A 26718-nucleotide genomic window follows, 5' to 3' on the forward strand; every position below is an offset into this window, starting at 1 on the left:
CTAGTTGAGCTGCCGCGTCGTCGAGGGGAGCTCTCCGCCGCCGACGAGCGCGGTCGTGGCGTCCTGCAGCGCGGTGAGCGCCACCCGCTGCGTGTTCGGCCCGGTGGAGACCCGGGCGACGCCCAGCGCCTCGAGCTCCCGCACCGACGGCGACCGCCCCGGGATCGCGATGACGCTGAGCCGCCCGGGACCGAACGCCTCGGCCAGCACGGCGATCTCCTCGCGGTCGACCGCGCCGGGGACGAACACCACCGGGGCGCCCACCTCCAGGTAGGCGCGCCCGCGGCGGACCGCCTCGGTGAGCACCTCGGTCCGGTCGGCGGCCGGATCGGCCCGCAACAGGGCGTCGGTGCGGGCGTTCAGGACGAAGCCGATCCCGGCGTCGCGGCCGGCCGCCAGCACCGCCTCGACCGCGGCCACCGCGTCGTCCAGCGGCCGCATCGCGTCCTCCAGGTTGCCGCCCACCACGCCCGCCGCGATCGCCCGCCGCGCGGTCTCCCCCGCGTCGCCGTACCCGGCCTCCATGTCCATGGAGACGGGCAGGTCCACGGCGGCTGCGATCCGGGCGACCATGTCCAGGTGCAGGTCCAGCGGGATCCGCTCGCCGTCCTCGTAGCCGAAGGTGGCCGCGATCGAGTGGCTGGCCGTGGCCAGCGCCCGGACGCCGTCGGTGCCGGCGACCACCCGGGCGGACACGACGTCCCACACGTTGGCGAGGACGAGCACCTCCGGCGCGGTGTGCAGGTCCAGCAGGGCGCGGGCGCGGTCGGCGAGGTCGGGCACGGCTCGAACCTAGCCAGGACGCGCCACCCTGACCAGCAGGTCTGGCGTACCGGGGTGAGGTGAGGCTAACCTCCCCAGCAGTGCCCGACCCCGGTCCGGCAGCACGCTCCCCCGCCGTCTCCCGGTTAGGCGAACCGCGCATGTACGTGTGCCACTGCAACGTGGTGACCGACCAGGACGTCATCGAGTCGATCGCCAACGGCGCCCGCTGCATCGCCGACGTCGCCCGGGACACCGGTGCCGGCCGCACGTGCGGGGGCTGCGTGGACACCATGCGCGAGCTCGTGTGCCAGCATTGCCCGGTCATGACCGAGCGACAGCTGGGAGCCGCAGGTGCAGCCCGTTAGTCCCCGAGTGGTCGAACTGCTCAACGATGCGTTGACCTTCGAGCTCACCGTCACCAACACGTACTTCCTCAACGCCCGCATGCTGGACGCCTGGGGACTCCCGAAGCTGGGCAAGGTCTTCTACGACCTCTCCATCGACGAGATGCGCGACGCCGACGACCTGATCCAGCGCGTGCTGCTGTTCGACGGCCACCCCAACCTCCAGCGCCTCGGGGCCATCCGCGTCGGCGAGACCGCCGAGGAGATGCTGGTCCTGGCCCTGGACAGCGAGAAGGCCGCCGTGGCGCAGTTCAACGCCTCGGCCAAGGAGTGCCACGAGCTCGGTGACCACGGCACCGCCGCCGTCTTCGAGGAGATGGTCCGGGACGAGGAGAAGCACGCCGACTGGTTCGAGGCGCAGCTCGGCGCCATCGAGCGCGTCGGCGCCCCGCAGTACCTGGCGGCGCAGATCTCCACCGAGACGCCCTGACACCTGCACCACCCCGACCGAGGGCCGCCTCCCCATCGCGGGAGGCGGCCCTCGGCGCGTCCGGGCTCAGGTGAGCAGGTCGCGGAGCTGCTCCAGCTGCAGGGTCGCCGCCCGCAACCCGATGCCGGTGTAGAAGACGTCGTCCTCGACGGCGTGCGCCCTATCCTCCTCGACGGCGGTCAGCAGCGGCCACAGCGGCCCCGCCACGACCCCGGCCTCACCGGAGTCGTCGACCGGCCCGTACGACGAGTACAGGACGATGTCGGCGTCGGCCTGCGTGACCTCCTCGGGGCTGAGCTCCGCGAACGTGGGCACGCCGTCGGTCGGCAGCTGGAGGTGGTCCAGCCCGATGTCGGCCATGACGGTGCCGATGAACGACTCGGCGGTGTAGACGCGGAGGGCGCCCTGGACGAAGCGCATCGTGCTCACGGTCGTCCCGGCCGGGTCGCCGATCTCCTCCCCCAGCGCGGCGGCGTCGGCCTCGTAGGCCTCGATCAGCTCCTCGGCCTCGTCCTCGAGCCCCAGCGCCTCCGCGTCCAGCCGGAGGTTGTCCTTCCACACCGCGCCGACCCGGTCGGCGAAGACCGTCGGGGCGATCTGGGACAGGGACTCGTAGAGGTCCTCGTGCCGGGTCTTGTTGGAGAGGATCAGGTCGGGCTCCGCCGCCGCGATCGCCTCGAGGTCGGGCTCGGCGATGGTGCCGACGACCTCCACGTCCGCGGCGTCGTCGGCCAGGTAGGTGAGGAAACCGTCCGAGACGGCCGTGGTCACCGCGCCGACGGGGGTGACGCCGAGGGACAGCGCCGCGTCGAGCTCTCCGGTGTCCAGGACGATGACGCGCTCCGGGCGCTCGGGGATCTCCGTGCTGCCCATGGCGTGCTCGACCTTGCGCGGGAAGTCCTCGTCGCCGGTCGGGGTGGAGCCCGTGGCGGAGCTGGGCTCGTCCCCGCCACCGCACGCGGCCAGGGACAGGGCAGCGACCAGGAGCAGGCCGGTCGCGGACAGGGCAGGGCGTCTCATCGTTCTCCTCGCGTGCGCGCACGTGCACCGGTCGCACGTGCCCCTGGATCTGCTCGCCGCCGTGTGCGAGACTCGGCGCAGAGCCAGGTGAGGCTAGCCTAAGTCGGCGCCCGCCTCCCTACCGGCACCCGGGAGAGAACGCATGACCGTCGAGACAGTGCAGATCCCGGCCTACCGGCCCTTCGCCGTGCAGGTCACCCGCCTGAAGCAGCTGAGCCCCAGCTTCCTGCGGGTGACCTTCGCCGGGGTCGACATGGACGAGTTCGGCGACGGCGGTCAGGACCAGCGGATCAAGGTCGTGCTCCCGCTGCCCGGGCAGAGCGTCGACGACGTCCCGACCGACCCGGACTGGTACGGCGCCTGGCGGGCGCTGCCGCCCGAGCGCCAGATGCCCATCCGCACCTACACGGTCCGGGCCCTGCGCCAGGAGCAGCGCGAGGTCGACGTCGACTTCGTGCTGCACGGCGCCACCGGCCCCGCCTCGGCCTGGGCCGAGTCGGCCGCGATCGGCGACCAGGTGGTGCTGATCGGCCCGAACGCGCGCTTCCCCGGCCCGACCGGCGGCTACGAGTGGCACCCCCCGGTGGACGCCTCCTGCCTCCTGGTCGCGGGCGACGAGACCGCGGTGCCGGCCATCTGCGCGATCGTCGAGTCCCTGCCGGCTGGCCAGAGGGCCCGCGTGCTGCTCGAGGTGCCCGAGGCCGGTGACGTGCAGGAGCTCGCCGCACCCGCCGGCGTCGAGGTGACCTGGCTGCCCCGCTCGACCGGCGCCGGCGCCGCCCCCCGCGGCGCGCTGCTCACCGCCGCCGTGGTCGACGCCGCGGCCGAGCTCGCCGACGACCTCGCCCCCTCCCCCGCCGCCGTGCTCGAGGACGTCGACGTCGACAGCGGCATCCTCTGGGAGGTCCCGACCGAGCCGTCCGCCACCACGGGCTCCTCGGGCGTCTACGCCTGGCTGGCCGGCGAGGCCGGGGTGGTCAAGGCGCTGCGCCGCCACCTCGTCCAGACCGTGGGCATCGACCGGCGCTCGGTGGCCTTCATGGGCTACTGGCGCGAGGGCAAGCGGAGCGACTGACGCCCGGTTCGACCCCACGGGTGCTCGGTTTGACACCTCGTCAGCAGCCGGTGTCACATGGAGCGGTGAGCAGCGCCCCCGACGTCCTGGCCATGGACGGCGTCGCGGTCATCGGCACGCTCGGCTTCTTCGTCCCCGCCGCCATCCTGGTCGCCGTCGTCGTCGTCGCCGTCGTGCGCGACCGCCGGCTCGCTGCGCAGGAGGCCGAGGCGGAGGCCGCCGAGGAGGCCCGCGAGCACGAGCAGCTCGGCGACTACGAGGACATCCGCGGCGGGCGCCCGGCCGGCGGCCCGACCGGGCCCGCGGGGGTCACGCCCCCTCCAGCGGACTGAGCGCGGTCGCCACCGCCTCCTGGACCGCGCCGGCCATCTGGGTGCGGAAGGCGGCGAGCACGGCCTGCGCCGCGACCGGCTGCAGCCGGGCCACCGTCGCCTTGATCTCCTCCACCTCGTCGGGCGACGAGCCGCCGTCCACCCACGCCTGCCACCGGGTCTCGACGAACATCCGCACGTAGGTGCGGGCGATCTCCCCCACGTGCTCGGCGACCCGGGCCTGCGCGTCGATCAGCGCGTCGAGCGGGACGCCGAGGGCGAGCACCTGGATGCCGGCGGTGAGCAGCGCGGGGTCGAGCACCCGCAGCCGGGTGTCGTCGACCCGCTCGACCAGACCGAGCCGCACCAGGCTGTCGACGACGGCGGGGCTCTCGGGCACCCCGGCCCGCGCGGCCAGCTCGGCGCCGGTCGTCAGCTCCGGCTCGGGCGGCAGCCACGGCGCGAGCAGGGCGCGGTGCAGCGCCAGGGTGGCCGAGCTGCCGGTCGGCGGCGCCGAGTCCAGGGTCCGCTCGATCATCGCCAGCGTGTAGCCCTCGGCCAGCATCTCCCGCACCAGCAGCAGCCGGGCCACGTGGTCGCGGCCGTAGTAGCCGGTGCGGCCGACCATCCGCGGCGGCGGCAGCAGGCCGCGGGCCGCGTACGCCCGCACGTTGCGCACGGTGACGCCGGCCCGCGCCGCGAGCTGGTCGACCGTCAGCTCGCGGTCGTCGTCCTCGGACGGTCCTTCGGCTGGGGTGACCACGCCCACCTCCTCACCCACGCAACCACACGGTAAACCGCTCGTTCTATGTATCAGTTGTCGATGTCACGGTGAAGGTGTCTCATAGCGCCTACACCGACTGAGGGGGTTTGCGTGCTGCTCGCCGCTGAGACACGTCCCGCCGGGGGGGCCGCGCTCGGCGAGGTCGCCCTCGCCACCGCGATCGGCGCCGGCCTGACCGTCGTCCTGCTCGGCCTCGTGTGGCTGCACCGCACCCGCCGCTCCACCGTCCTCACCACGGTCGGGACGAAGCTGGGCTCGGCCACCGGTGTGCCGCCGTGGGTGGCGCTGCCCACCATCCTCACCACGATCTCGCTGCTCGTGGCGCTGCTGGGCATGCTCTGGGACATCGCGCTGCACATCGGCGTGGGTCGCGACGAGGGTCCGCTGGCCAACCCCGCGCACTTCCTCATCCTGTTCGGGCTCTTCGGCGTCTTCGCCGGCGGCGTGCTCGCCTGCGCCATGCCTCTGGACGAGGAGCCCGGCCCGGCCGCGGTCCGCTTCGTGCGCGGCTGGGACGTGCCCGTCGGCGGCCTCCTGATCACCGTCTCGGGCTTCTACGCCCTGCTCGGCTTCCCGCTGGACGACGTGTGGCACCGGCTCTTCGGCCAGGACGTCACCCTCTGGGGTCCGACCCACCTCATGCTCATCGGCGGCGCCGGCCTGTCCATCATCGGCCTGCTGGTGCTCGAGCAGGAGGGCCACGGCACGCTGTCCACCGACGACGGCGACGTCAAGGCCGGCCGCCGGACGCGCTTCGTGCGCCAGGCCGCGGCCACCGGCGGTCTGCTCCTGGGCATGTCGGTGTTCCAGGGCGAGTACGACTTCGACGTCCCCCAGTTCCGGCTGGTGCTCGAGCCGTTCCTGATCGCCGGTGCCGCGGGCATCGCCCTGGTGACCGCCCGGCTGTTCACGGGCCGCGGCGGAGCGCTGGCCGCCGCCGCGTTCTTCCTCGTCATCCGCAGCGGCATCGCGCTGGTCGTGGGCCCCGGCTTCGACGAGATCGTCCCGACCTTCCCGCTCTACCTCGGCTCCGCGATCGTCGTCGAGCTGCTCGCGCTGGCCCTCTCGCCGGCCCGGCGCCCGCTGCTGTTCGGCGCCGTCGCCGGGATCGGCATCGGCACGATCGGCCACGCGACCGAGGCGGGGTGGACCCACGTGGTGCAGACGCTGTCGTGGGGCAGCGACATCCTGGTCGAGGGCACGCTGATGGCGATCGCCGGAGGCGTCGCCGGTGGTCTGCTCGGTGCGCTGCTGGCGCTGGGCCTGCGGCGCCGGCTGCCGCGGCCCGCCGTCGCCCGCTCGGTGCTGCTCGCCTCCCTGGTCGCCCTGGCGGCGTGCGTCGCCAACGGCCTGGTGGCCACGGTGCCCGAGGACGTCGAGGCGACCTTCTCCATCACCGACGTCGAGAGCGACCCGCGCACCGCGGACGTCACCGTGCAGCTCGACCCGGCCGACTTCGTGGACGACCCCGCCTGGGTGCAGATCACCTCGTGGCAGGGCCAGGGCCTGGTCGTGAACGCGCTCGAACGGGTCGGCGAGGGCGAGTACCGCACGACCGAGCCCGTCCCGCTGGACGGGACCTGGAAGACGCTGCTGCGCGTCCACGACGGCCGGGTGCTCACCGCGTTCCCGATCTACCTGCCGGCCGACGAGGCGATCGACGCCGAGGAGGTGCCCGCCGAGGACGGGATGACCCGCGCCGCCATCCCGGAGATCGACATCCTGCAGCGCGAGCTCAAGGACTCCGGCGGCGGCGTCTGGCTGGTCGCCAACCTGGTGGTGCTCGCCTGCACCCTGGCGATCATCGCGGCCATGGCGTGGGGCGTGGCCCGGTACTCCCGGCGCGCCGGTGCGGTCGAGCCCTTCCCCGACACCCCCGCCGACGAGCCCGCCGAGGGGTCGCGCGCGTCCACCCGCGCCTGACCCCGGCCGCCCCGTCCCCTCGCACCCCCGGAGACTGCTGCTCGTGACCACCCGCCCGGCCCCACTGCGCCACGCCCTCGCCGTGGCCGCCCTCGCCCTCCTCCTCCCGCTCGCCGCCTGCGCCGGCACCGACGCGGAGGCCGGCGACGACGCGGCCGCCACCAGCTCCTCGACCCCGGCCACCGGCAGCGGGACGACGGCGGAACCCGCCGAGGCCGCCCCCGCGGCGCCGGTGGAGCGGGGCACCCGCATCGAGGTGCGGGTGACCGGCGGAGGGGTCGCCGGCGACACCGGCCGGGTGCCGGTCGCAGCCGGGGAGCAGGTCACGCTGGCCATCACCGGCGACACGGCCGACGAGGTGCACGTCCACGGCTACGACCTGATCGCCGACCTCGTCCCCGGGACGCCGGCCGAGATCGCCTTCACCGCCGACATCCCCGGCGTCTTCGAGGTGGAGCTGCACGACGCGGGCACGGTGCTGCTCACCCTGCAGGTCTCCTGACCCGCGTGGAGGTCCTCGCCCACGGGGTGGGGTCGCGCACCGACCTGCCCATCCCCATCGGGTTCGCGCTGTACGGCGCGGGTGCGGCCATCCTGGCCAGCTTCGCCGTGCTGCTGCTGTTCTGGCGCCGCCCGCACCTGGGCGGCGCCGACTCCGGCCGCCCGCTGCCGGCCGGCCTGCAGCGCCTCGTGGACAGCAGCGCGGTGCGCCGCACGCTGCAGGCGCTGGCGCTGCTGGTCGCCGCGTTCGTCGTCGTCGCAGCGCTGGCCGGCCCCGCGGAGACCCGCCGGAACCTGGGCCCCTGGGCCCTGTACGTCACCTTCTGGGTCGGCCTCGTCCCGGCCGGCTTGCTGCTCGGCCCGGTGTGGCGGGTGGTCAACCCGCTGCGGCTGCTGCACCGGCTGCTGCGCCCGCTGGGCCCGGCCGCCCCGGGCGCGGACCGGCTGCCGGCCCTCGGGCTGTGGCCGGCCGCGGCCGCGCTCACCGTGTTCGTGTGGCTGGAGCTGGTCTACCCCGACCGTTCCGAGCCGGGAACCGTGGCGGTGTTCCTCATCGGCTACGCCGTCGTGCAGCTCGCCCTGGCGCAGTGGTTCGGCGAGCGCTGGTTCGCCGCCGGCGACGGCTTCGAGGCCTACTCGACGCTCGTCGCCCGCCTCTCCCCCTGGGGACGGCGCGGCGACGGCCGCCTCGTCCTGCGCAACCCGCTGGCCAACGCCGTGGCCACCCCCGCCCAGCCCGGGCTCGCCGCGCTGGTGATGGTGCTGCTCGGCTCGACCGCCTTCGACGGGCTGACCCGCACCGTGTGGTGGCAGACCGGGCCGGGGGCTGCGAACGACTCGTTCTCCGGCACGGTGGGGCTGCTGCTTGCCATCGCGCTGGTCTCCGCGCTCTACGTCGTCGGCACCCGCCTGTCGGGCCGGCTGGCCGGGCAGGACGAGTCGGTCCAGCCCGGGCGGTACGGCGCGACGGTCATCCCCATCGCGCTGGGCTACACCGTGGCGCACTACTTCAGCCTGCTGGCGCTGGACGGGCAGACGACCTGGATCCTGCTCAGCAACCCCTTCGGTGCCGACGGTGTGGACCTCTTCGGCACCTACGGCAACCGGGTGGACCTCACCGCGGTCAGCGCGGACGCCATCGCGCTCGTGCAGGTCGGCGCCATCATCACCGGCCACGTCGTCGGGGTCGTGCTGGCGCACGAGCGAGCGCTGCTCTCGGCGCGGCGGGCGCGCGCCTCCGACCAGCTCCCGCTGGTGCTGGTCATGGTCGTGTTCACCCTCGGCGGGCTGGGCCTGCTCTTCGGCTTCTGACCTGCTCTCCCGGGTGAACAGCTGCGGGCTGGGCTCCAGCTGGAGGCTCCGGGTGCCGAAGCAGGAAGTGCCGCACCAGGCGACCCAGCGGAAGGAGCGGTCGGCGTGATCGCAGTGACCTGCCGCAACGGCGAGCACTTCACCATCGACCCAGGCGAGATCGAGCGCATCGAGAGCGTGCCCGACACCGTCGTGCACCTGGTCGGTGGCCGCACCTACGTGCTCGCCGGCAGCCTCGACGAGGTGCTCCGGGCCATCCGCGACGCCCGCGCCGAGCTGCTCGTCGTCCAGAAGCGGCTGGCCGGCGGCACGGCGGAGCTGGCCGACCAGGCCTCGACCGTGCGCGCCGCGGCCGCCCTCCGGGTGGAGCGACGGGCGCGGGCCCGGGACGGCGACTCCCCCGGCTCACCGGCCGACCGGCGCCCGGTGGACGCGCCGGCCGAGGACTGAGTCCCGCCCCGGTCAGGGCGCGGGACGGCCCGCGGACCGGAGGGCGGCGAGCAGCTCTTCGACGACTTCGGCGGGCGACCCCGCACCGGAGATGGCCGCCCCGGCCTCGTCCGGTGCGAGCGGTTCGAGCGTGGCCAGCTGGCTGTCGAGCAGCGACGCCGGCATGTAGTGGCCCGTCCGGGCCCCGATCCGCTCGCGGAGCAGCTCGGCGTCGGCGGTGACGTGGGCGAACCAGACCGAGGGCCGCCCCTCGCGCAGCAGGTCGCGGTAGCTGCGCTTGAGCGCCGAGCAGGTGACGACGACGGAGCGGCCGGTCGCCTCGCGCTGGTCGATCCAGCCCCCGATCGTGCGCAGCCACGGCCAGCGGTCGTCGTCGTCCAGCGGCTGACCGGAGGCCATCTTCTCCACGTTGGCCCGGGGGTGGAAGTCGTCGCCCTCGGCGAACTCCCAGCCGAGCCGCTCGGCCAGTGCCTCGGCGACGGTCGTCTTCCCCGACCCGGACACCCCCATGACGACGACGGTGGTGCTGCCCGGCGATTCGGCATCGACCTGCATGGACCGAACGGTAGGACCGCACGCCGCGGTCGGCGAACCGGCTCGGCTGCACTGCGTGTGCCGGTCGCTACCACTGCAGCCAGGCAGAAAAAACGCGGAGACGATCCAGGCCTGGCTGTCGATCCGGCAGCAGGGTGTTCGTCGTCGATGATGACGGAGCCGGACAGGCCGGCCCGCGACCCAGTGCAGGAGGTATCTCCATGGCCAAGTACGCGATCCTCATCTACGAAGACCCGGCCTTCTACGCGACCATGTCGCCCGAGGCGTGGGCCGCGGTGTTCGACGCGCACAGCACGTTCTCCAAGCAGGTCGTCGAGCTCGGTGGGTCCATCGCAGCCGGGGCGGCGCTCGCGCCCACCACGACGGCCACCACGATCAAGGGTGGCGGCACCGTGACGGACGGCCCCTTCGTCGAGACCAAGGAGGCTTTCGGCGGCTTCTACGTCGTCGAGGCGCGCGACCTCGACCACGCCGTCGAGATCGCCGGGCTGTGCCCCGCCCCCGGCGGCGGCGTCGAGGTCCGCCCGGTCGTGGACGCGACGACGAACCCGTTCTGATCGGTACCGGCGACGAGCCGACCGCGTCCGCCGGGCAGGCGGACGCGGTCGCTGCCGCGCTGGCGCAGGCCCACCGCTCCGAGTGGGCCTTCGTGCTGTCCGCCACGGTGCGCGTCACGGGCGACCTGGACCTGGCGGAGGAGTGCGCGCAGGAGGCGTACGTCCGCGCGCTGCAGACCTGGACCCGGGACGGCGTCCCGGAGCGGCCTGGGGCGTGGCTGACCACGGCGGCGCGGAACCAGGCGCTGGACCGGTTGCGTCGCGAGGTCACCCTCCGGCGCAAGCTCCCGCTGCTCGTGGAGCCGGCGACCGTCGATCCGCACGAGCCGGCCGACGACCCGGCCGACCGCGACCGGCCCGACGCCGCGGTGCCGGACGACCGGCTCCGGCTGGTGTTCACCTGCTGCCACCCCGCCCTCGCCCCCGAGGCCCGCGTCGCCCTCACCCTGCGCCTGGTCTGCGGGGTTCCCACGGCCGACGTCGCCCGGGCCTTCCTGGTGTCCGAGCCGACGATGGCGGCACGGATCACCCGGGCGAAGAAGAAGATCTCCGAAGCGCGGATCCCCTACCGGGTTCCGGGCCGGACGGAGCTACCCGAGCGCCTGGACAGCGTGCTCACCGCCGTCCACCTGCTCTTCAGCACCGGCCACACGGCCGGGGAGGGGGACGCTCTCGTCCGTGAGGAGATCTGCGACCGGGCCCTGCACCTCGCCCGCACCCTCGCCGCGCTGCTCCCCGAGCAGGCCGAGACCCGCGGCCTGCTGGGCCTGCTGCTCCTCACCGACGCGCGCCGGGCCACGCGGACCGACGAGCAGGGCCGACTGCTGCTGCTCGCCGACCAGGACCGGACGCGCTGGGACCAGCGCGCGATCCTGGAGGGGCTCACGGTGACGGCCGGTGCGCTGGCGTCCGGCCCACCGGGGCGGTTCACCCTGCAGGCGGCGATCGCCGGCGTGCACGCGATGGCGCCGTCCCTGGAGCGGACCGACTGGCCGCGCGTCGTGCACCTCTACGACCGGCTGCTGGCGGTGTGGAACACCCCGGTGGTCGCGCTCAACCGGGCCGCCGCCGTGGCGTTCGCCGACGGTCCGGCCGCCGCCCTGCCGCTCCTGGACGAGCTGGCGACCGATCCCCGGCTCGCCGACTACCCCTACCTTCCCGCCACGCGCGCCGACCTGCTGCGCCGCCTGGGCGACGCCGCCGGCGCAGCTCGGTCCTACCGGCGCGCGATGGAGCTCACGGCGAACGCCGCGGAGCGCGCCTTCCTGGAACAGCGCCTGGCCGAGGTCAGCCGCGGCGCCGACGCCGAGCCCGCGCCCGGCTGAGGACGGCGGGCCGCCGGTACACGCACGTCCGGTCCCGGCGACCACGGAACGCCGTCGTCATCCGCGCACACGCGCCACACCTCGGTGCCGAGCTCAGCCGGTACTGAGCGCGGCGAGCAGCTGCGGCCAGGCGGTGCTGCGCGGGTCGATGACGGCGAAGTGGCCGCCCCCGGCCTCCACGAGCCGGGCCGCGGGGTGGGCCTCGACGTACGAGCGGCCGACGGCGAGCGGCACGATCGCGTCGTCGGTGCCGTGCAGGACGGTCACGGCGGTGCGCGGGGCCGGCTGCCGGACCGGGTCCAGGTCGGGGCGGTCGGCGGCCGGACCGCCCAGGAAGGCGCGGACCGCGTCGCCGTCGAGCGCGAGCTGCTCGGCCAGGGCGAGGTCGGCGACCGGCGCGAGCGCGACCACCCCGGCGGGCACCGGGGAGCGCCGGTCGGCGGCGGCCTGCAGCACCAGGTGCCCGCCCGCCGAGTGCCCGACCAGCACCAGCCGCCCGTCGCAGCGGCCGTGGAGCTCCGCGGCACCGGTGAGGGCGGTGAGCGCGGCGGCGACGTCGTCCACCGTGTCGTCGGGCCGCCCGGGCACCCGGCGGTACTCGACCGCCGCGGTCGTCCAGCCGGCGTCGGCCAGCGCCGCGGTGAGCGGGCGCACGTGCACGCGGTCGTAGGCCGGGCGCCAGAAGCCGCCGTGGACGACGACGACCAGCGGGCGGCCCTCGGCGCCGGGCCCGCCGAACCGGAGGTCGACGACGGCGTCGTCGTGCCCGCCGTACCGCAGTACGCCGTCCGGACCGGGCGCCGGGCGGTCCAGCACCGAGCGGTCCTCCGAGGGCATCAGCCGCGAGCGGCGCGCAGGGCCTCCAGCGCCGGGCCGTACATGCGCGACTTGATCGTGCCGAGGGTGTCCCCGGCCTTCCCGGTCAGGGCGCCGGCGATCTCCAGCGCCGTCGTCCGGACCGCGTCCTCGCCGACGGCGTGGTCGACGATGCCGGCCTCGAGCGCCTCCGCCCCGCCGTAGCGGCGTCCGGTCGTCATCGCCTCGTGCGCGGTCCGCGGGGTGAGCCGGCCCTGGATCAGCGCGGACATGCCGGGCGTGAACGGGATGTGGATGTCCACCTCGGGCAGGCACCAGAAGCCGCGGTCGGCGCGCATGACCCGGACGTCGTGGCTCAGCGTCAGCATCGCGCCGGCCGCGAAGGCGTGGCCCTGGATCGCCGCCACCGTGACCAGCGGCAGCGCGAGCACGCGCGCCAGAAGGTCCTGGACGTCGGCGACGTACCCGCCGCGCTCCTCCTCGTGCGTGGCCAGCCACTCCAGGTCCAGCCCGTTGGAGAAGAACTTCCCGGTCGCCGTGGTCACCAGCGCGCGGGCGCCGTCGGCCTGCTCGACCTCGTCGAGCGCAGCGCCCACCGCGGTCAGCCAGTCCGGGTGGAAGCGGTTCTCGGTGTCGCCGAGGTCGAGCACGAACACGTCGCCGGCGCGGTCCAGCGTGGGCATGGCGGGTCCTTCCAGGAGCGGTCAGCAGCGCGGGCCGGCCGGGAGGCGGCAGGCCCCGTGTCGACGCCGATCATGCCGTCCGGCATCGTCCGTCCCGCTGCGGGCACCCGCACGGGTCGTCGCCGAGAGGAGCAGGCGTGCGCCGGCTGGTCGTCGTCACCCACCCCGAGGCCGAGCACCACGCCGCCGGCCTGGTGGGCGGCTGGTTCGACAGCGCCCTGACCGAGCGGGGCGAGCGGCAGGCGCGAGCCGTCGCGGCACGGGTGCGGGAGCTCGTCCCTGCCGGTGCCCCGGTCGGGCTGTGGTCCTCGGACCTCCGGCGCGCCGGCGACCGGGAACCGGCTCGACCACGACGAGGGGGTCGAGGGCGCGGAGACCAGGCGGCAGTTCGCCACCCGCGTCTCCGCCGCCGTGGACGAGGTCCTCGCCAGTCCGTGCGCGCACCAGGTCGTGGTCACCCACGGCTTCGCGCTCACCTTCGTCGTCACCGCGTGGATCGGGATGCCGCTGGAGTCCGCGGACCGGGTGGCCTTCCGGACCACCAGCGGCGGGATCACCGTGCTGGAGCAGGACGACTTCTTCGCCAACCGCAGCGTCGTGCGCCTGGACGACACCGCGCACCTCTGAAGGCTCAGGCCGGCGTCCGCCAGACCGACACGGCGCTCTCGCTGTCCCCCGTGAACGGCGCGCCGGACCAGTCGGCCGACCGGCGGACCAGCTCCATCCCGGCGAGCTGCGCCATGAGGTCCAGCTCGGCCGGCCAGGCGTAGCGGAAGTTGCTGGCCGCGTAGTGCACGGCGCCGTCGTCGGTGCGCCAGTAGTGGTGCGAGGTGCCCTGCTGGGTGACCAGGTCGAGGGTGTCGAAGCCGACGTGGTGCCCGCCGATGTGGAAGGGCACCGCCGCCTGGCCCGGCGGGAAGCGCCGGAGCGCGGGAACGGTCAGCTCGACGACGAAGTGCCCGCCGGGTGCGAGGTGCCGGGCGGCGTTGGCGAAGGTGGCGACCTGGCCGGCCTGCGTGCGCACGTTGCCGAGGCTGTTCCACACCACGTAGACCAGCGAGAAGTTGCCCGGGACGGTCGTGGTGGCCATGTCGCCGACCGCCACCGGGATGCCGGGATGCTTGCGGTGCAGCTCGTCGGCCATCGGCTGCGACAGCTCGATGCCGGTGACCGGGATGCCGCGGGCGGCCAGCGGGATCGCCACCCGTCCGGTGCCGATCGCGAGCTCCAGCGCCGGCCCCTCCCCCGCCAGCTCGGCCAGGACGTCGACCGCCGGGTCGAGGACGTCGGGCGCGAACATGAAGGCCGACTCGCGGTCGTAGCGGGCCGCGGTCCCGGCGTCCCAGACGTCGCTGCTCGCCACGGCACGCAGGGTGCTCCCACCAGGGCGCTGCCGACCACTGCTTTCCGGGCAGCGCCCACTAGATTGCGCGTGATCTAGTCTGGACGCATGCGGGACGAGGCCCTCACGGACTCCGCCCCCCGTCCTTCCCCTGGTCGGGGAGGCATCCAGGGGCAGGCCGCCGTCGTGGCCGCGGCCACCGCGGTGGCCCCGCTGGGCGACTCGGGCTCCCTCCTGCCCGCCGTGCTCGGCGACACCCCGACCGCCGTGCTGCTGATCAACCGCGCCGACGGTCTGGTCACCTTCGCCAACCGTGCCGCGATCGAGCTGGCCGGCGATGTGGGGCTGCCCATCGGCGTGGACGCATGGGGGTCCGCGGCGGGCCTGACCGATCTCTCCGGCCGACCGCTCGCCGGCACCGACGCCCCGCTGTCCCGGGTCGCCGACGGACATCCCGTCGCAGGTGAGCCGGTCCGGCTGCAGCCGCGGCGCAGCGACGACACCGACCGGGCGGCGGCGGCCGTCGAGGGTGACGACAAGCTGCTGTGGGTCACCGGCTTCCCGCTGCGCGCCGACCGCTCCGGCGAGCCGGTGGTCCTCGGTGCGGAGCCCGACGACGACCAGCACCGGGACCTCGCCCTGGTGGTCTTCCTCCCGGTCGCCGAGGGGCAGCTGCCCGACGGAGCCGGCGCCACCGAGGACCCCGTGCGAGCGCTCCGCGAGCAGGCGATCGTGGCGACCGACATCTGCTTCGCCATCACCGACCCGCACCAGCCGGACAACCCGCTGGTGTGGGTCAACCCCGCCTTCACCCGCGTGACCGGCTACTCGCTGGAGGAGTCCGTCGGCCGCAACTGCCGCTTCCTGCAGGGACCGCAGAGCGACCCGCTGGCGGTGGCCCGCATCCGCGAGGCCATCGAGGAGCGCCGGCCGGCCCGGGTGACCCTGCTGAACTACCGGGCGGACGGCACCGCGTTCTGGAACCAGCTCTCGCTCACCCCCGTGTTCGACGGCCAGGGCGAGCTGATCAGCTTCGTCGGTGTGCAGAGCGACGTGACCGCCCGGGTCAGCGTCGAACGGGAGCGGAGGGAGGCCTTCGCGGCCGAGCGGCGGGCGCGCGAGACGTCCCAGGCCGCCGAGCGGCGCCTGCAGCTGATGGCGCAGGCCTCCAGCACGCTGACCGGGACCCTCGAGGTGGACGCGCTGCTGGCCCGGCTCGCCGACCTCTGCGTGCCGGCGCTGGCCGAGTGCGCCTTCGTGGCCCGCATCGACGACGACCAGACGCTCACCTCGACCACGATCCGGCTCCGTGAGGGGCTCGACGGCGCGCCCGCCGACCCGGCCGCGGTGGCCGCCCGTTTCGACGGCCGCCCGCTGACGCCCCGCTCCCCCGGCGCCGAGGCGGTCCGCACGGGCAGGCACGTCGTCGTCCCCGACACGACCTCCCCCGACGTGCGCCGCCGCTACCCCGAGGCCCACATCCACGCGCTCGGCGGTCCGCTGGGCCTCACCTCGCTGGTCGCCATCCCGCTGCGGGCCCGCGGCCGCACCACAGGGATCCTGGTGCTGGCCGGCTCCGAGGACGCCGCCTTCCCGGACTCCGCGGTCGACCTGCTGCTGGACCTCGCCGGCCGCGCCAGCCTGGCCCTGGACAACGCCCGCCTCTACCAGGGGCAGCGGTCGGTGGCCGAGACGCTGCAGCGGGTCCTCCTGGCCCAGCTGCCCGACCTCCCGGGCATCGAGGTGGCCGCCCATTACGAGTCGGCGTCGTCGTCGGCCGCGGTCGGAGGCGATTTCTACGATCTGCTCGCCCTCCCCGACGGGAGCATCGGGATCAGCATCGGCGACGTCGTGGGGCACGACATCGACGCCGCGGCCACGATGGGGACGCTGCGCACCCTGCTGCGGACGACGGCCTACGACACCGCCCGCCCCGATCCCGCCGACGTGCTGGACCGGGTCGACGAGCTCATGGGCGCCCTGGCCGTCCCCGGCCTCGCGACTCTCGCGCACGCCCACGCGCACCCGCCGCAGACCCCCGGGGGCGACTGGCTGCTGCAGGTCGCCAACGCCGGGCACCCCCCGCTGGCGCTGCGCACGCCCGACGGCGCGGTCCGGCTGCTCACCGAGGCACGCGGGCGGCTGCTGGGTGTGGGCCTGCCGGTCTCCCGGAGCACGACGCCGGTCGTCGTCCCGGCGGGCAGCCTGCTGGTCACCTACACCGACGGGCTGGTCGAGCGGCACGACGCCGACCTCGACCGGGGCCTGGCGCGGCTGGTCGAGACGTTGTCCGACTGCCCGGTCGACGCCGGTGTCCAGGACGTCTGCAGCGCGCTGATGCCCCTGGCCGACCAGCCCTCCGACGACGTCGCGGTCATGGTCGTCCGGCTGGGCTGACCGCTCCTACCCGACCGGCTGCGCCCCGAGCACCGACAGCAGCTGCAGCTTCTCGTAGCTCTCGCTGCCGGGGGCGGCGGTGTAGACCAGCAGCGAGTGCGACTGCTGCGGATCGAGCAGGTTCTGGCAGTGCAGCTCGAGCGGGCCCACCTCGGGGTGGACGAAGTGCTTGACCTCGCGCGGGCGGATGCCGACCTCGTGCCGGTCCCAGACGCGGCGGAACTCCTCGCTGCGGGCCAGCAGCAGGTCGGCGAGCTGCGCGGCCCGCGAGCCCGGTCCGCGCAGGGTGGCGACCCCGCGCAGGCCTGACGCCCACATGCGGCCCAGGAACGCGTGGTCGTCCGGCGCGTAGCGCTGCCGCGTCGCGGGGTCGGTGAACCACCGGTAGCCGATGCTCCGGGCGGGGCCACGGTACGCGGTGAGGTCCCCGGTCAGCGCGACCCCGGGGGGCGTCTGGCGGAGCGTCTCGCCGAGCTCGGTCACGATCTCGGCGGGGGTGTCCTGGAGCCGGTCGAATATGCGCAGCAGCCCCGGGCTGATGTGCTCGCTCACGGCGCCCCGGTCGGGCGGGTGGTGCCCGGCGAGGCGGAACAGGTGGTCCCGCTCGTCGAGCGAGAGGTGCAGCCCCTGGGCGATGGCGGCGACCATCTGCTCGGACGGCTGCGGTCCGCGCCCCCGCTCGAGCCGGGAGTAGTAGTCGCTGGACATGTGGCACAGCGCGGAGACCTCTTCCCGCCGCAGGCCGCTCGTCCGGCGGCGGGCACCGCGGGGCAGGCCGACGTCCTCCGGCTGCAGCGCCTCGCGACGGCGGCGCAGGTAGTCCGCCAGCCCGATCCGGTCGATGTCCATCCGTGCCTCCCTCGTGTCCTCCCGTTCCTACCGGCCGTGCCACGGCGCAGCCACGCCCTGCCGATCCACCCCTCGCCCGCAGCCTGGCCCTGCCGGTCAGCGGATCGACCGGCCCTGAACGGCGGCGCCGATCCGGGCGACGGTGGGGACACCTGACCGACGACCGAGGAGTCCCCGTGCCACGCAGAACCACCGACATCACCGTCCCCGACCTCACCGGCACGCGTGCCGTCGTCACCGGGGGGAGCGACGGCATCGGGCTGGGCATCGCCCGCCGTCTCGCCCGGGCCGGCGCCGACGTCGTGCTGCCCGTCCGGAACCCGCGCAAGGGGGAGGCGGCCGTCGCCGCCATCCGCGCGGAGACGCCGGACGCGGACGTGCAGCTGCTCGACCTCGACCTGTCCTCGCTGGCCTCCGTGGCCGCCCTCGGCGAGAAGATGCGCGCCGACGGCCGGCCGGTCGGCGTCCTGGTCAACAACGCCGGCGTGATGACGCCACCCGGGCGGCAGACGACCGCCGACGGCTTCGAGCTGCAGTTCGGCACCAACCACCTGGGCCACGTCGCGCTCGTCGCCGGGCTGCTGCCGCTGCTGCGCGCCGGCCGCGCCCGGGTGACCTGGCAGGTGAGCATCGCCGCCCGGCGGGGGGCCGTGAACTGGGACGACCTCGGGTGGGAGCGCTCCTACGACGGGATGCGGGCGTACTCGCAGTCCAAGATCGCCATGGGCCTGTTCGGGCTCGAGCTGGACCGGCGCAGCCGGGCCGCCGGGTGGGGCATCACGAGCAACCTCTCGCACCCGGGCGTCGCGCCGACGAGCCTGCTGGCCGCCCGTCCGGAGCTGGGCCGGAGCGCGGAGGTCCCCAGCCGGCGGGTCATCCGGATGCTGTCGGAGCGGGGCATCCTGCTGGGGACGGTCGAGACCGCTCCGCTGCCTGCCGTGCACGCCGCCACCTCGCCGGACGCCGAGGGCGGCGGCTTCTACGGACCTGGCGGCTTCGGCCACCTCGGCGGCCCACCTGCGCCGCAGCGGCTGTACCCCACCCTGCGCAGCGCGGAGGAGGCCGCCCGGGTCTGGGAGGTCTCCCAGGAGGTCGCGGGCGTCCGCCTCCCGGAGGGGTGACCGGTGTTCCCGCTGGTCCGCGCCGGGTAGGGGCTTCGACCAAGCCGTCCGGACCCGGCGGCGCAGGACAGGACCGGAGGTGCGGCATGGCGGAGAAGAGCGGCAAGGGCAGCGACACGGCCAAGAAGGCGAACGCGAAGGCGAAGAAGGAAGGCAAGAAGAACCCGCGGACCAGCTCGGCCGCCCAGAGCGAGCTGGGCAAGAAGGGCGGGAAGAAGGGCGGCAAGAAGAAGGGCTCGAAGAAGTCCTGAGCCAGGGCCGGTGACGACGCAGACCCCCTGCTGCTGATGGGCGCGTACTGTCGCCCGCAACGGCGATGCGCACACGCGTCGGCACGTACGTCCGAGCAACGGCGTATCCGCGAGCGGCCCCGACCGGGTCCGCGGCCGAGGTCCTCCCGCCCCCGGTGACACCACCGGAGGAACGCCGTGGACGGCACGCACCCCCCTGAGCCGACGCCGGCCACCCAGGCGCTGGAGCAGCTCGGCCGGCTGTCCCTGCGCGAGCTGTCCATGGACAGCCTGCTGCAGAAGGTGGCCGGCCTCGTGACGGGCGTCATGCCCGGCAACCCCGACACCTCGGTGACGCTCCTGGTGGAGGGCCGGCCCACGACGGTGGCGTCCACCGGGCAGATGGCCTCGTCCCTCGACGAGACCCAGTACGAGCGCGGCCAGGGACCGTGCCTGCACGCAGCACGGACCGGCGAACTCGTCGAGATCGCCGACACGCGGACCGACGCCCGGTGGCCGGGCTACACGCGTCGGGCCGTCGAGCGCGGCGCCCTGAGCTCGCTGTCCGTGCCGCTGGTCGTCGACGGCGACGCCCAGGTGTCCGGTGCGCTGAACCTCTACTCCCGCCGCAGCCACGCCTTCGACGAGGACAGCCGATCGGCCGCCACCCGGTTCGGCCCGTACGCCGGGGTCGCGGCCGGCAACCTGCACGCCTACCGGAGCGCCCGTGACACGGCGGAGAACCTGCAGCTCGCGCTGGAGTCCCGGGCAGTGATCGACCAGGCCAAGGGCGTGCTCGTGGAGCGGTACAGGCTGACCCCCGATCAAGCGTTCCAGCTCCTGGCGCGCGCATCGATGACCAGCAACCGGAAGGTGCGCGACGTCGCGGACCACCTGGTGCACACCGGGGAGCTGCTCGGTGCCCTACGAAGCACCGATCGCGGTCGTCCCTGACCGGGGCGGCCACTCCGTCCTCGCCAGGAAGACCTCATGACCGGAACCGCCGTGGCCTGCCCCCTCACCGTCGTCGCCCACCGGCTCGGAGGCGTGGAGTCGACGCCGCTGTGGTGGGCCTACCTCGAGTGCGGCGGCAACCGATCCCGCACCGAGATGACCGACTACCTCGCTGGCACCGCTCTCTGGCCGGACAGCGAGCACAATCTCCTGTCCCAGGCGTTGAACGAGGCGCTCTGGGAGATCGGCAGCCCCAGCCTCGTCCCGTTGCGGGACGGCGCGGACGGTCCGCGCTGAGCTCACGGCCGCAACGGTCGACCCGGTGCCCGACTGCGCCAGGGACGACTCAGGCCGCCCTCCCGGAGGAGAGCGGCCTGGTCATCGGGGTGGAGCTGAGGGGACTCGAACCCCTGACCCCCACACTGCCAGTGTGGTGCGCTACCAGCTGCGCCACAGCCCCGTACCGGCCCGGTCTGGTGCGTCCGGGCCGGGAACGACTGTACAGGGTGGGGGATGAGCACCCGCGCAGGGGTGGCGGCGCGGCACCGGCCGCGCCGCCCGCTTCAGGCGGTCTTCATCTGCGCGATGCGGATGTGGTTGCCGAACGGGTCGCGCAGCCCGAAGTCGATGCCGTAGGGCTGGTCGACCGGTTTTTCGGTGATCTCCACGCCCTTGGCCTTGAGCTCGGCGTGGGTGCGGTAGGCGTCGTCGCAGGCGAAGAAGAGGTGCCCGCCGGCCACGCCCTTGCTCACCGCGGCCCGCACCTCCGCGGCGGTCTCCTCGCTCATCGACGGCGCCCCCGGCTTCTCCAGCAGCACCGCGCGGTCGGGCTGACCGGGCAGGTTCACGGTCAGCCAGCGCATCGGGCCGAACGCCATGTCGGACTGGACCTCGAAGCCGAGCTTCCCGACGTAGAAGTCGAGCGCCTGGTCCTGGTCCGGGACGTAGATCTGGGTGATGGTGATCGAGGTCAGCATGGGGACGACGCTAGGGAGGCTCACCCCCGCTGCGCTTCTCCGAAACTGCTCGGCCGCAGCCACGCCATCGCGAAGCAGGACGGCGCGGGCGGCAGCGGGCCGCGGCGCCGGTGCACGCTCGGCGGCTCCCCCACCACCTCGCGGAACACCCGGCTGAACGTGCCGAGGCTCGAGAAGCCGACCGCCATGCAGATGTCGGTCACGCTGCGATCGGTGGAGCGCAGCAGGAACATCGCCCGCTCCACCCGCCGCCGCTGCAGGTAGCGGTTCGGCGTCTCGCCGAAGGTCGCCCGGAACGTCCGGATGAAGTGCGCCTCGGAGACGAAGGCGATCCGGGCCAGCGACGGGATGTCCAACGGCTCGGCGTAGCGCCGGTCCATGGCGTCGCGCGCCCGCAGCAGCCTGCGGTTGGACTCCTCGGTCGACTGCCCCACGCGGGCATCCCACCACGGGCGGGACGACCTCAGATGTCGACGCCGCGCTCGCGCAGCCAGGGCAGCGGGTCGACCCGCTTGCCGTCCATCCCGCCCCTGTGCACCTCGAAGTGCAGGTGCGGGCCGGTCGACTGCCCGCGGTTGCCGAGCAGGGCGATGGTCTCGCCGGCGTCCACGTACTGCCCCGGCTCCACGAGGATCTTGTCCATGTGGCCGTAGACGGTGACGTCGCCGTTCTCGTGGAGGATGTAGACGGCCAGGCCGAAGCCCGACGCCGAGCCCGCCCGCAGCACGACCCCGTCCGCGGCCGCGTACTCCGGCGTGCGCATCGGCGCGGCCAGGTCGATGCCGTAGTGGAACGTTCCCCACCGGCTGCCGTAGCCGCTGGTCAGCCGCGCCCCGGCGACGGGCAGCACGGTCTTGGGCCGCGCGGCCTCGGCGGCAGCGGCCGCGGCCTCTGCGGCGGCGGCCTCCGCCTGGGCGGCGGCCTCCGCCCGGGCGGCCCGCGAGGCGGCGACCTCGGCCAGCCGCGCCTCGGCCTCGGCGACGGTCACCGACGCCTGGGGCAGCACCTCGAGCTGCTCCTCGGCACCGAGCATCTGCTGCTGGGCGGCGAGCACCGACGTGCTCTCCGCCGACGCCCCCGCGGGACCGGTGAAGCCGAGCGCCGCGGCGACCAGGCCGCCGGCGAGCAGCGCACCGAGCAGGACACCAGGACGACGGTCCGGGTGCGGTGCAGGGCGGGTGCGACGCGCCGCCGCGTGCCGCCGGGACGCCCGCGGCACCGCGACCAGCTGCTCGGTCGGGGTCTCCGCCATCCCTGCGTGCATGCACCTGCCCGTTCGCGCGACGATGTCGACGGCCCGTGATCGGCCGTGCACATCGAAACATCGCGTGACCATCCCGTGACCAGGAGTTCGGCGCGTCGTCGGCGACACGCCGCGTGACCCCCCCACACGTCACACGGGTCCCAGCCGTTGCTGACACCGATGTCATCCGTCGCGGTAGAGCGAGGTCACACCCGACCGGGCGACCGGCCGGTTTGGCAACGGGCGCATCGGGCTATGAGTCTCCTCCCGGCGTGGAACCACGCGCGCCGACCGTTCGCCTGCTCCCGGTTGCGACCTGGACACATCGGCGCCGGAACCATTGCGCGGCTCGGTGCCGCCCCGTTTCACTGCTGACTCGACGTCGGTCCGTCCCCGGACCACCGCCTGAGTCGGCAGGACGGACGCGACGAAGGAGGGGTGCCATTGACGCAGGTCGAGATCCTGCCGCTCTCCGCGCCCGCCACCCCCGTGGCCCCGCAGCCGGAGATCCGGGCGCTCACCGAGCAGTCCCTCGGCCACTACGGCGACCAGCTCGTCGTCCCCACGTACGACCGGTCCGCACTCACGCCCGCCGTCGTCCACTTCAGCGTCGGCGGATTCCACCGCGCCCACCAGCTGCTCTACTTCGACGAGGTCGCGCAGCGCCGCATCAGCGACGACTGGGGCGTGGTCGGCGTCGGCCTGCACAGCCGCACGATGAAGGACGCCCTCGCGCCCCAGGACCACCTGTACACCGTGGTCGAGCGCAGCCCCGACGGCGAGCGCGCCCGCGTCGTCGGCGTGATGGTCGACTACCACTTCGCGCCCGAGGACCCCGCGCGCGTGCTGGACCTGCTGTCCGACGAGCGCACCCGGATGGTCTCGCTGACCATCACCGGCAGCGGGTACCGGCTCAGCCCGGCGGATGGCGCCTTCGACGCCGACGACGTCGACATCCAGGCCGACCTGCGCTGCCCGGACCGCCCACGCACCGTGTTCGGCTACCTGGTGGAGGCCCTGGACCGCCGCCGGCGCGCCGGCCTGCCGCCGTTCACCGTGGTCTCCTGCGACAACATGCACCGCAACGGCGACGCCGCCCGCGCCGCCGTCGTCGGCTTCGCCCGGCTGCGCGACGAGGTCCTGGCCCGCTGGATCACCGACCGGGTGGCCTTCCCCAGCAGCATGGTCGACCGCATCACCCCGCACACCTCGCCCGGCGAGCGCGAGGCCGTGGCCCGGCGCTACGGCGTGGACGACCGGTGGCCGGTCATCACCGAGCCGTTCTCGCAGTGGGTCATCGAGGACGACTTCTGCAACGGCCGCCCGCCGCTGGACGAGGTCGGCGTCCGCTTCGTGGCCGACGTCGCCGCCTACGAGCTGATGAAGACCCGGCTGCTCAACGCGAGCCACTGCGCCCTGGGCTACCTCGGGGCGCTGGCCGGCCTGGACACCCTCGACCAGGTCATGGCCGAACCGGCGTTCGCGCACTACGTCGAGCGGCTCATGGACGACGAGGTCACCCCGCTGCTGCCCCCGCCCGAGGGCATCGACCTCGCCGACTACAAGCGCTCCCTGCTCCAGCGCTTCGCCAACCCGGCGATCTCCGACGGGCTGCCCCGGCTGTGCCGCCGCGGGTCGGCGAAGATGCCGCACCACCTGCTGCCCTCCCTGCAGGAGGCGCTGGCCTCCGGCCGTCCGCACCGGCTGCTGACCCTCGCCGTCGCCGGCTGGTTCACCTACCTGCGCGGCACCGACGAGGCCGGCGCACCGCTGGTGGTCGACGACCCGCACGCCGAGCGGCTGCAGGCCCTGGCGCGGGCCGGCGGGACCGACCCGCGGCCGCTGCTGGGCTTCCGCTCGCTGTTCGGCGACCTGGGCGACGAGCCCGCCTTCGTGGCCGATCTGCAGCAGGCGATGGAACGCCTCGCGCGCGACGGCGTCCGCCGCTCGCTCGCCACCGGCACCGCCGTGCCGCTCCGATGACCCGCCCCCACCACCGACCCGAGGGAGACCACCCGGTGCCGACCGTTCCGCCGACCGTCCTGCAGCGGGTGACCCACCTGCTCTGCGACGCCGACGGCAACCTCTTCCCGTCCGAGGAGCCCGCGTTCGACGCCTCCGCCGAGGTCACCAACGCCTTCCTCGCCTCGCTCGGGATCGACCGGCGCTACACCGCCACCGAGCTCCGCACGGCGGCCACCGGGATGAACTTCCGGACGACGGCGCGCACCCTCGCCGAGCAGGCCGGCGTGCACGACGCCGACGTCGAGCCGTGGGTCGCCGAGGAGCGCCGCGCCGTCACCGAGCACCTGGGCCGCACCCTGCAGCCGCACCCGCCGACGCAAGAGGCGCTGGCGACCCTCGCCGGGCACCTCACACTCGCCGTCGTCAGCTCCAGCGCGCTCGCCCGCCTGGCCGCCTGCTTCACCGCGACCGGCCTGGACGAGCTGCTGCCGGCCGAGCGGCGGTACAGCGCCGAGGACTCGCTGCCCGTGCCGACGAGCAAGCCCGACCCGGCGGTCTACGCCCACGCCTGCGTGCAGCTGGGCATCGCGCCCGAGCGGGGCCTCGCCGTCGAGGACGCCGTCGCCGGGGTCCGGTCCGCGGTCGCCGCCGGGTGCCCCGTCGTCGGCAACCTGCTGTTCGTCCTGCCCGAGGAGCGGGAGGAGCGCGCCGCCGCACTGCTGGCCGCCGGCGCGCTGACCGTCGTCTCCTCCTGGCAGGAGCTGGCCGAGCTGCTGCTCCCCGCGGGGGTGGCCCGGTGAACATCGTCTACGTGGCCTTCCGCGGCCACTTCTCCGACAGCCCGCGCGCGCTCTACGAGGAGCTGCGCGCCCGCGGCGTCGACGCCACCCACACCTGGCTGACCGCACCGCACACCGCCGACGGCTTCCCCGCCGACGTCGCCACGGCGACCTTCGGCAGCCCGGAGTCGATCGCCGCGCTCGAGGGCGCGGACCTGGTCATCTCCAACGACCACATCCCGCTGGACTGGGAGAAGCGTCCGGGCACCACCTACCTGCAGACCTGGCACGGCACGATGCTCAAGCGCATCCACAACGACGTGCTGTGGGCGCCCGAGGGGCGGCTGGCCTACCTGGACCAGGACATCGCCCGCTGGGACCTGCTCCTCTCCCCCAACGCCGTCACCACCGAGCGGCTGCGCAAGGCGTTCGGCTTCACCGGGCCGATCCACGAGACCGGGCTGCCGCGCAACGACCTGCTGCACGCCCCGGACCGCGACGAGGTGCGCGCCCGCGTGCGTGCCGACCTCGGGATCCGCGACGACCAGACGGTCGTGCTCTACACGCCGACCTGGCGCGACGACCTGGTGTTCGAGGGGAAGGACGGCCGGGACTTCGAGTTCCCGATCGACCTCGACGCCTTCACCGACCGGCTGGGCGAGGACCACGTGCTGCTGCTGCGGCTGCACAACATGGTCATGGACCGGCTGGAGCTGGTCGAGGGCTCTGTCGTCCGCGACGTCTGCGGCCATCCGGACATCCGCGACCTGTACCTGGCCGCGGACCTGATGGTCACCGACTACTCCTCCACGATGTTCGACTTCGCGAACACCGGGCGGCCGATGGTGTTCTTCACCTACGACCTGGACCGCTACCGGGACCAGCTGCGAGGCTTCTACTTCGACCTGGAGGAGGTGGCCCCCGGGCCGCTGGTGCGCACCAGCGCGGAGCTCGTCGACGCGATCGCCGACATCGACGGCGTCAGCGAGCGGTACGCCGCGCAGTACGCGCGCTTCCAGGAGCTGTTCACCCACCTCGAGGACGGCGCCGCGACCCGGCGGGTCCTCGATCTCATCCTCCCGTCCGCAACCGCGTCCGGGCAGACCAGCACGACAGAGGGAGATGATGGCCGTGCGCAACGGTGACCGCGTACTGAACCCCGTTCGTCGGGGGATGGCACCCCTCTCGACGCGGACGACCGGCCGGCGGACCTCCGCCCAGCCGGTGCAGGTCGTCATCCTGGCCGCGGGCATGGGCACCCGGCTCGGGCGCTCGCTGCCCAAGCCGCTGACCCAGCTGCGCGACGGCCGCAGCATCCTGCAGCGCCAGCTCGACGGGCTGCGCTCCGTCCTCGGGGACGACGTCAGCATCACCGCCGTGGTCGGCTACCGCAGCAAGCGGGTCATGAAGGCCGCACCGGACCTGCTGTTCGCCTACAACCCCGACTTCGCCGAGACCAACACGTCGAAGAGCCTGCTCCGAGGGCTGCGCTCGACGCGGGACGGCGGCGTGCTGTGGCTCAACGGCGACGTGGTCTTCGACCCGGCGGTGCTCGAGCTCGCCCTGCCGACCATCGCGGCCGACCAGAGCTTCGTGTGCGTCGACACCAGCACCGTCGCGGACGAGGAGGTCAAGTACACCCTCGACGCGGACGGCTACGTCGACGAGCTGTCCAAGACCGTCGTTGGCGGGCTGGGCGAGGCCGTGGGCATCAACTACGTCTCGTCGGCCGACAAGGCCACCCTGCTCGACCACCTGGCCGCCTGCGGCGACCAGGACTACTTCGAGCGCGGCATCGAGACCGCCATCGCGACCGAGGGCATGCAGGTCCGCCCGGTCGACATCTCGCAGTACAGCGCCGTCGAGGTCGACTTCGAGACCGACCTGGCACGCGCGAACAGCCTGTTCCCCGCGCCGCTGAACACCGTCGCCGACGTCGGCTGAGCCGGGC

General features: G+C 74.2%; 31 protein-coding genes, 1 tRNA gene and 1 pseudogene. 21 read left to right on the forward strand and 12 right to left on the reverse strand.

Annotated features, from left to right (window positions below; translation table 11 throughout):
- Positions 1-783: an isocitrate lyase/PEP mutase family protein gene (locus ACI79H_RS16370; protein ID WP_456555472.1), complete on the reverse strand. Its 783-nt coding sequence runs from the start codon at positions 781-783 to the stop codon at positions 1-3.
- Positions 784-923: 140 nt separating this feature from the next.
- Here ACI79H_RS16370 and ACI79H_RS16375 point away from each other — a divergent pair, with 140 nt between their 5' ends.
- Together ACI79H_RS16375 and bfr are read left to right on the forward strand one after the other, a co-directional pair.
- Positions 924-1130, forward strand: a complete 207-nt coding sequence (locus ACI79H_RS16375; protein WP_456555473.1) for a (2Fe-2S)-binding protein — start codon at positions 924-926, stop codon at positions 1128-1130.
- 7 nt (positions 1131-1137) lie between these two features.
- A complete protein-coding gene (bfr, locus tag ACI79H_RS16380; RefSeq protein ID WP_456555474.1) occupies positions 1138-1599 on the forward strand; it encodes a bacterioferritin in 462 nt (153 codons plus the stop codon).
- A 66-nt stretch (positions 1600-1665) separates the two neighbouring features.
- Here the strand turns inward: bfr and ACI79H_RS16385 are convergent, their stop codons facing one another.
- Positions 1666-2619, reverse strand: coding sequence for an ABC transporter substrate-binding protein (locus ACI79H_RS16385; protein WP_456555475.1), 954 nt, complete (start codon positions 2617-2619; stop codon positions 1666-1668).
- A gap of 142 nt (positions 2620-2761) precedes the next feature.
- Between ACI79H_RS16385 and ACI79H_RS16390 the strand changes: the two genes are divergently transcribed.
- Entirely contained in the window at positions 2762-3694 is a 933-nt protein-coding gene (locus ACI79H_RS16390; protein WP_456555476.1) for a siderophore-interacting protein, read from the forward strand.
- Positions 3695-3759: 65 nt separating this feature from the next.
- A complete protein-coding gene (locus ACI79H_RS16395) occupies positions 3760-4026 on the forward strand; it encodes a hypothetical protein (protein ID WP_456555477.1) in 267 nt (88 codons plus the stop codon).
- On the opposite strand, the gene ACI79H_RS16400 is transcribed toward ACI79H_RS16395, so the two are convergent.
- Positions 4004-4786: a MerR family transcriptional regulator gene (locus tag ACI79H_RS16400; protein WP_456555478.1), complete on the reverse strand. Its 783-nt coding sequence runs from the start codon at positions 4784-4786 to the stop codon at positions 4004-4006. The two genes, ACI79H_RS16395 and ACI79H_RS16400, sit on opposite strands and share 23 nt — an antisense overlap.
- A gap of 93 nt (positions 4787-4879) precedes the next feature.
- Here ACI79H_RS16400 and ACI79H_RS16405 point away from each other — a divergent pair, with 93 nt between their 5' ends.
- The 4 genes from ACI79H_RS16405 to ACI79H_RS16420 all read left to right on the forward strand — a co-directional run bounded on the left by ACI79H_RS16405 (position 4880) and on the right by ACI79H_RS16420 (position 8974).
- Entirely contained in the window at positions 4880-6712 is a 1833-nt protein-coding gene (locus tag ACI79H_RS16405) for a hypothetical protein (RefSeq protein WP_456555479.1), read from the forward strand.
- Between the two features lie 43 nt (positions 6713-6755).
- A complete protein-coding gene (locus tag ACI79H_RS16410; RefSeq protein WP_456555480.1) occupies positions 6756-7214 on the forward strand; it encodes a hypothetical protein in 459 nt (152 codons plus the stop codon).
- A gap of 5 nt (positions 7215-7219) precedes the next feature.
- A complete protein-coding gene (locus tag ACI79H_RS16415) occupies positions 7220-8524 on the forward strand; it encodes a hypothetical protein (protein ID WP_456555481.1) in 1305 nt (434 codons plus the stop codon).
- 105 nt (positions 8525-8629) lie between these two features.
- Entirely contained in the window at positions 8630-8974 is a 345-nt protein-coding gene (locus tag ACI79H_RS16420; protein WP_456555482.1) for a flagellar FlbD family protein, read from the forward strand.
- 12 nt (positions 8975-8986) lie between these two features.
- Here ACI79H_RS16420 and ACI79H_RS16425 read toward each other — a convergent pair whose 3' ends face one another.
- Complete coding sequence (locus tag ACI79H_RS16425; RefSeq protein WP_456555483.1) at positions 8987-9529, reverse strand: gluconokinase; 543 nt, start codon at positions 9527-9529, stop codon at positions 8987-8989.
- A 200-nt stretch (positions 9530-9729) separates the two neighbouring features.
- Here ACI79H_RS16425 and ACI79H_RS16430 point away from each other — a divergent pair, with 200 nt between their 5' ends.
- On the forward strand, positions 9730-10086 hold the full coding sequence (locus ACI79H_RS16430; protein ID WP_456555484.1) for a YciI family protein: 357 nt from the start codon (positions 9730-9732) through the stop codon (positions 10084-10086).
- A gap of 92 nt (positions 10087-10178) precedes the next feature.
- Positions 10179-11411: an RNA polymerase sigma factor gene (locus ACI79H_RS16435; RefSeq protein WP_456555485.1), complete on the forward strand. Its 1233-nt coding sequence runs from the start codon at positions 10179-10181 to the stop codon at positions 11409-11411.
- 93 nt (positions 11412-11504) lie between these two features.
- Here ACI79H_RS16435 and ACI79H_RS16440 read toward each other — a convergent pair whose 3' ends face one another.
- Together ACI79H_RS16440 and ACI79H_RS16445 are read right to left on the reverse strand one after the other, a co-directional pair.
- Positions 11505-12248 (reverse strand): alpha/beta hydrolase, encoded by a 744-nt coding sequence (locus tag ACI79H_RS16440; RefSeq protein WP_456555486.1) that lies wholly within the window; start codon positions 12246-12248, stop codon positions 11505-11507.
- On the reverse strand, positions 12248-12910 hold the full coding sequence (locus ACI79H_RS16445; protein ID WP_456555487.1) for an enoyl-CoA hydratase-related protein: 663 nt from the start codon (positions 12908-12910) through the stop codon (positions 12248-12250). Before ACI79H_RS16445 ends, ACI79H_RS16440 begins: the two co-directional genes overlap by 1 nt.
- 194 nt (positions 12911-13104) lie before the next feature.
- Here ACI79H_RS16445 and ACI79H_RS16450 point away from each other — a divergent pair.
- Together ACI79H_RS16450 and ACI79H_RS16455 are read left to right on the forward strand one after the other, a co-directional pair.
- Positions 13105-13179: pseudogene (locus tag ACI79H_RS16450) on the forward strand (histidine phosphatase family protein); the annotation flags it as partial.
- Positions 13180-13195: 16 nt separating this feature from the next.
- Positions 13196-13537, forward strand: coding sequence for a histidine phosphatase family protein (locus ACI79H_RS16455; protein WP_456555488.1), 342 nt, complete (start codon positions 13196-13198; stop codon positions 13535-13537).
- 4 nt (positions 13538-13541) lie between these two features.
- Here the strand turns inward: ACI79H_RS16455 and ACI79H_RS16460 are convergent, their stop codons facing one another.
- Positions 13542-14273, reverse strand: a complete 732-nt coding sequence (locus tag ACI79H_RS16460; protein WP_456555489.1) for a class I SAM-dependent DNA methyltransferase — start codon at positions 14271-14273, stop codon at positions 13542-13544.
- A gap of 87 nt (positions 14274-14360) precedes the next feature.
- Here ACI79H_RS16460 and ACI79H_RS16465 point away from each other — a divergent pair, with 87 nt between their 5' ends.
- On the forward strand, positions 14361-16649 hold the full coding sequence (locus ACI79H_RS16465; RefSeq protein ID WP_456555490.1) for a SpoIIE family protein phosphatase: 2289 nt from the start codon (positions 14361-14363) through the stop codon (positions 16647-16649).
- Between the two features lie 6 nt (positions 16650-16655).
- Here the strand turns inward: ACI79H_RS16465 and ACI79H_RS16470 are convergent, their stop codons facing one another.
- Entirely contained in the window at positions 16656-17498 is an 843-nt protein-coding gene (locus tag ACI79H_RS16470) for a helix-turn-helix transcriptional regulator (protein ID WP_456555491.1), read from the reverse strand.
- Positions 17499-17674: 176 nt separating this feature from the next.
- Between ACI79H_RS16470 and ACI79H_RS16475 the strand changes: the two genes are divergently transcribed.
- The 4 genes from ACI79H_RS16475 to ACI79H_RS16490 all read left to right on the forward strand — a co-directional run bounded on the left by ACI79H_RS16475 (position 17675) and on the right by ACI79H_RS16490 (position 20100).
- Positions 17675-18619 carry an SDR family oxidoreductase gene (locus ACI79H_RS16475; RefSeq protein WP_456555492.1) on the forward strand — a complete coding sequence of 315 codons (945 nt, stop codon included), beginning with the start codon at positions 17675-17677 and terminating at the stop codon, positions 18617-18619.
- A gap of 86 nt (positions 18620-18705) precedes the next feature.
- On the forward strand, positions 18706-18870 hold the full coding sequence (locus ACI79H_RS16480) for a hypothetical protein (RefSeq protein ID WP_456555493.1): 165 nt from the start codon (positions 18706-18708) through the stop codon (positions 18868-18870).
- Positions 18871-19047: 177 nt separating this feature from the next.
- Positions 19048-19803, forward strand: coding sequence for an ANTAR domain-containing protein (locus tag ACI79H_RS16485; protein ID WP_456555494.1), 756 nt, complete (start codon positions 19048-19050; stop codon positions 19801-19803).
- A gap of 36 nt (positions 19804-19839) precedes the next feature.
- The gene (locus ACI79H_RS16490) at positions 19840-20100 is read left to right on the forward strand and encodes a hypothetical protein (RefSeq protein ID WP_456555495.1); all 261 of its coding nucleotides are present in this window, start codon (positions 19840-19842) and stop codon (positions 20098-20100) included.
- Between the two features lie 90 nt (positions 20101-20190).
- On the opposite strand, the gene ACI79H_RS16495 is transcribed toward ACI79H_RS16490, so the two are convergent.
- The 4 genes from ACI79H_RS16495 to ACI79H_RS16510 form a co-directional block, all read right to left on the reverse strand.
- Positions 20191-20263, reverse strand: a tRNA-Ala gene (locus ACI79H_RS16495).
- A gap of 103 nt (positions 20264-20366) precedes the next feature.
- Complete coding sequence (locus tag ACI79H_RS16500) at positions 20367-20780, reverse strand: VOC family protein (protein WP_456555496.1); 414 nt, start codon at positions 20778-20780, stop codon at positions 20367-20369.
- A 20-nt stretch (positions 20781-20800) separates the two neighbouring features.
- Complete coding sequence (locus ACI79H_RS16505; protein WP_456555497.1) at positions 20801-21214, reverse strand: helix-turn-helix domain-containing protein; 414 nt, start codon at positions 21212-21214, stop codon at positions 20801-20803.
- 29 nt (positions 21215-21243) lie between these two features.
- Positions 21244-22032 carry a M23 family metallopeptidase gene (locus tag ACI79H_RS16510; RefSeq protein WP_456555498.1) on the reverse strand — a complete coding sequence of 263 codons (789 nt, stop codon included), beginning with the start codon at positions 22030-22032 and terminating at the stop codon, positions 21244-21246.
- 429 nt (positions 22033-22461) lie between these two features.
- On the opposite strand from ACI79H_RS16510, the gene ACI79H_RS16515 reads away from it, so the two are divergent.
- Genes ACI79H_RS16515 through ACI79H_RS16530 form a run of 4 tightly spaced genes read left to right on the forward strand, consistent with a single transcriptional unit; the run spans position 22462 to position 26711 of the window.
- On the forward strand, positions 22462-24006 hold the full coding sequence (locus ACI79H_RS16515; protein ID WP_456555499.1) for a mannitol dehydrogenase family protein: 1545 nt from the start codon (positions 22462-22464) through the stop codon (positions 24004-24006).
- A gap of 35 nt (positions 24007-24041) precedes the next feature.
- Positions 24042-24788 carry an HAD family hydrolase gene (locus tag ACI79H_RS16520; protein ID WP_456555500.1) on the forward strand — a complete coding sequence of 249 codons (747 nt, stop codon included), beginning with the start codon at positions 24042-24044 and terminating at the stop codon, positions 24786-24788.
- Positions 24785-25912: a CDP-glycerol glycerophosphotransferase family protein gene (locus ACI79H_RS16525; RefSeq protein ID WP_456555501.1), complete on the forward strand. Its 1128-nt coding sequence runs from the start codon at positions 24785-24787 to the stop codon at positions 25910-25912. Before ACI79H_RS16520 ends, ACI79H_RS16525 begins: the two co-directional genes overlap by 4 nt.
- A 28-nt stretch (positions 25913-25940) precedes the next feature.
- Complete coding sequence (locus ACI79H_RS16530; RefSeq protein WP_456555502.1) at positions 25941-26711, forward strand: phosphocholine cytidylyltransferase family protein; 771 nt, start codon at positions 25941-25943, stop codon at positions 26709-26711.
- Positions 26712-26718 lie beyond the last annotated feature (7 nt).

Source organism: Blastococcus sp. SYSU D01042 (genome assembly GCF_054050515.1).

What these genes read in the sequence shown, in the direction of transcription:
- ACI79H_RS16375 (WP_456555473.1), top strand. Translation starts at nt 924, where the DNA reads ATGTACGTGTGCCACTGCAACGTGGTGACCGACCAGGACGTCATCGAG.
- ACI79H_RS16385 (WP_456555475.1), bottom strand. Translation starts at nt 2,619, where the DNA reads ATGAGACGCCCTGCCCTGTCCGCGACCGGCCTGCTCCTGGTCGCTGCC.
- ACI79H_RS16390 (WP_456555476.1), top strand. Translation starts at nt 2,762, where the DNA reads ATGACCGTCGAGACAGTGCAGATCCCGGCCTACCGGCCCTTCGCCGTG.
- ACI79H_RS16425 (WP_456555483.1), bottom strand. Translation starts at nt 9,529, where the DNA reads ATGCAGGTCGATGCCGAATCGCCGGGCAGCACCACCGTCGTCGTCATG.
- ACI79H_RS16430 (WP_456555484.1), top strand. Translation starts at nt 9,730, where the DNA reads ATGGCCAAGTACGCGATCCTCATCTACGAAGACCCGGCCTTCTACGCG.
- ACI79H_RS16440 (WP_456555486.1), bottom strand. Translation starts at nt 12,248, where the DNA reads ATGCCCTCGGAGGACCGCTCGGTGCTGGACCGCCCGGCGCCCGGTCCG.
- ACI79H_RS16445 (WP_456555487.1), bottom strand. Translation starts at nt 12,910, where the DNA reads ATGCCCACGCTGGACCGCGCCGGCGACGTGTTCGTGCTCGACCTCGGC.
- ACI79H_RS16465 (WP_456555490.1), top strand. Translation starts at nt 14,361, where the DNA reads ATGCGGGACGAGGCCCTCACGGACTCCGCCCCCCGTCCTTCCCCTGGT.
- ACI79H_RS16470 (WP_456555491.1), bottom strand. Translation starts at nt 17,498, where the DNA reads ATGGACATCGACCGGATCGGGCTGGCGGACTACCTGCGCCGCCGTCGC.
- ACI79H_RS16480 (WP_456555493.1), top strand. Translation starts at nt 18,706, where the DNA reads ATGGCGGAGAAGAGCGGCAAGGGCAGCGACACGGCCAAGAAGGCGAAC.
- ACI79H_RS16490 (WP_456555495.1), top strand. Translation starts at nt 19,840, where the DNA reads ATGACCGGAACCGCCGTGGCCTGCCCCCTCACCGTCGTCGCCCACCGG.
- ACI79H_RS16500 (WP_456555496.1), bottom strand. Translation starts at nt 20,780, where the DNA reads ATGCTGACCTCGATCACCATCACCCAGATCTACGTCCCGGACCAGGAC.
- ACI79H_RS16510 (WP_456555498.1), bottom strand. Translation starts at nt 22,032, where the DNA reads ATGGCGGAGACCCCGACCGAGCAGCTGGTCGCGGTGCCGCGGGCGTCC.
- ACI79H_RS16530 (WP_456555502.1), top strand. Translation starts at nt 25,941, where the DNA reads ATGGCACCCCTCTCGACGCGGACGACCGGCCGGCGGACCTCCGCCCAG.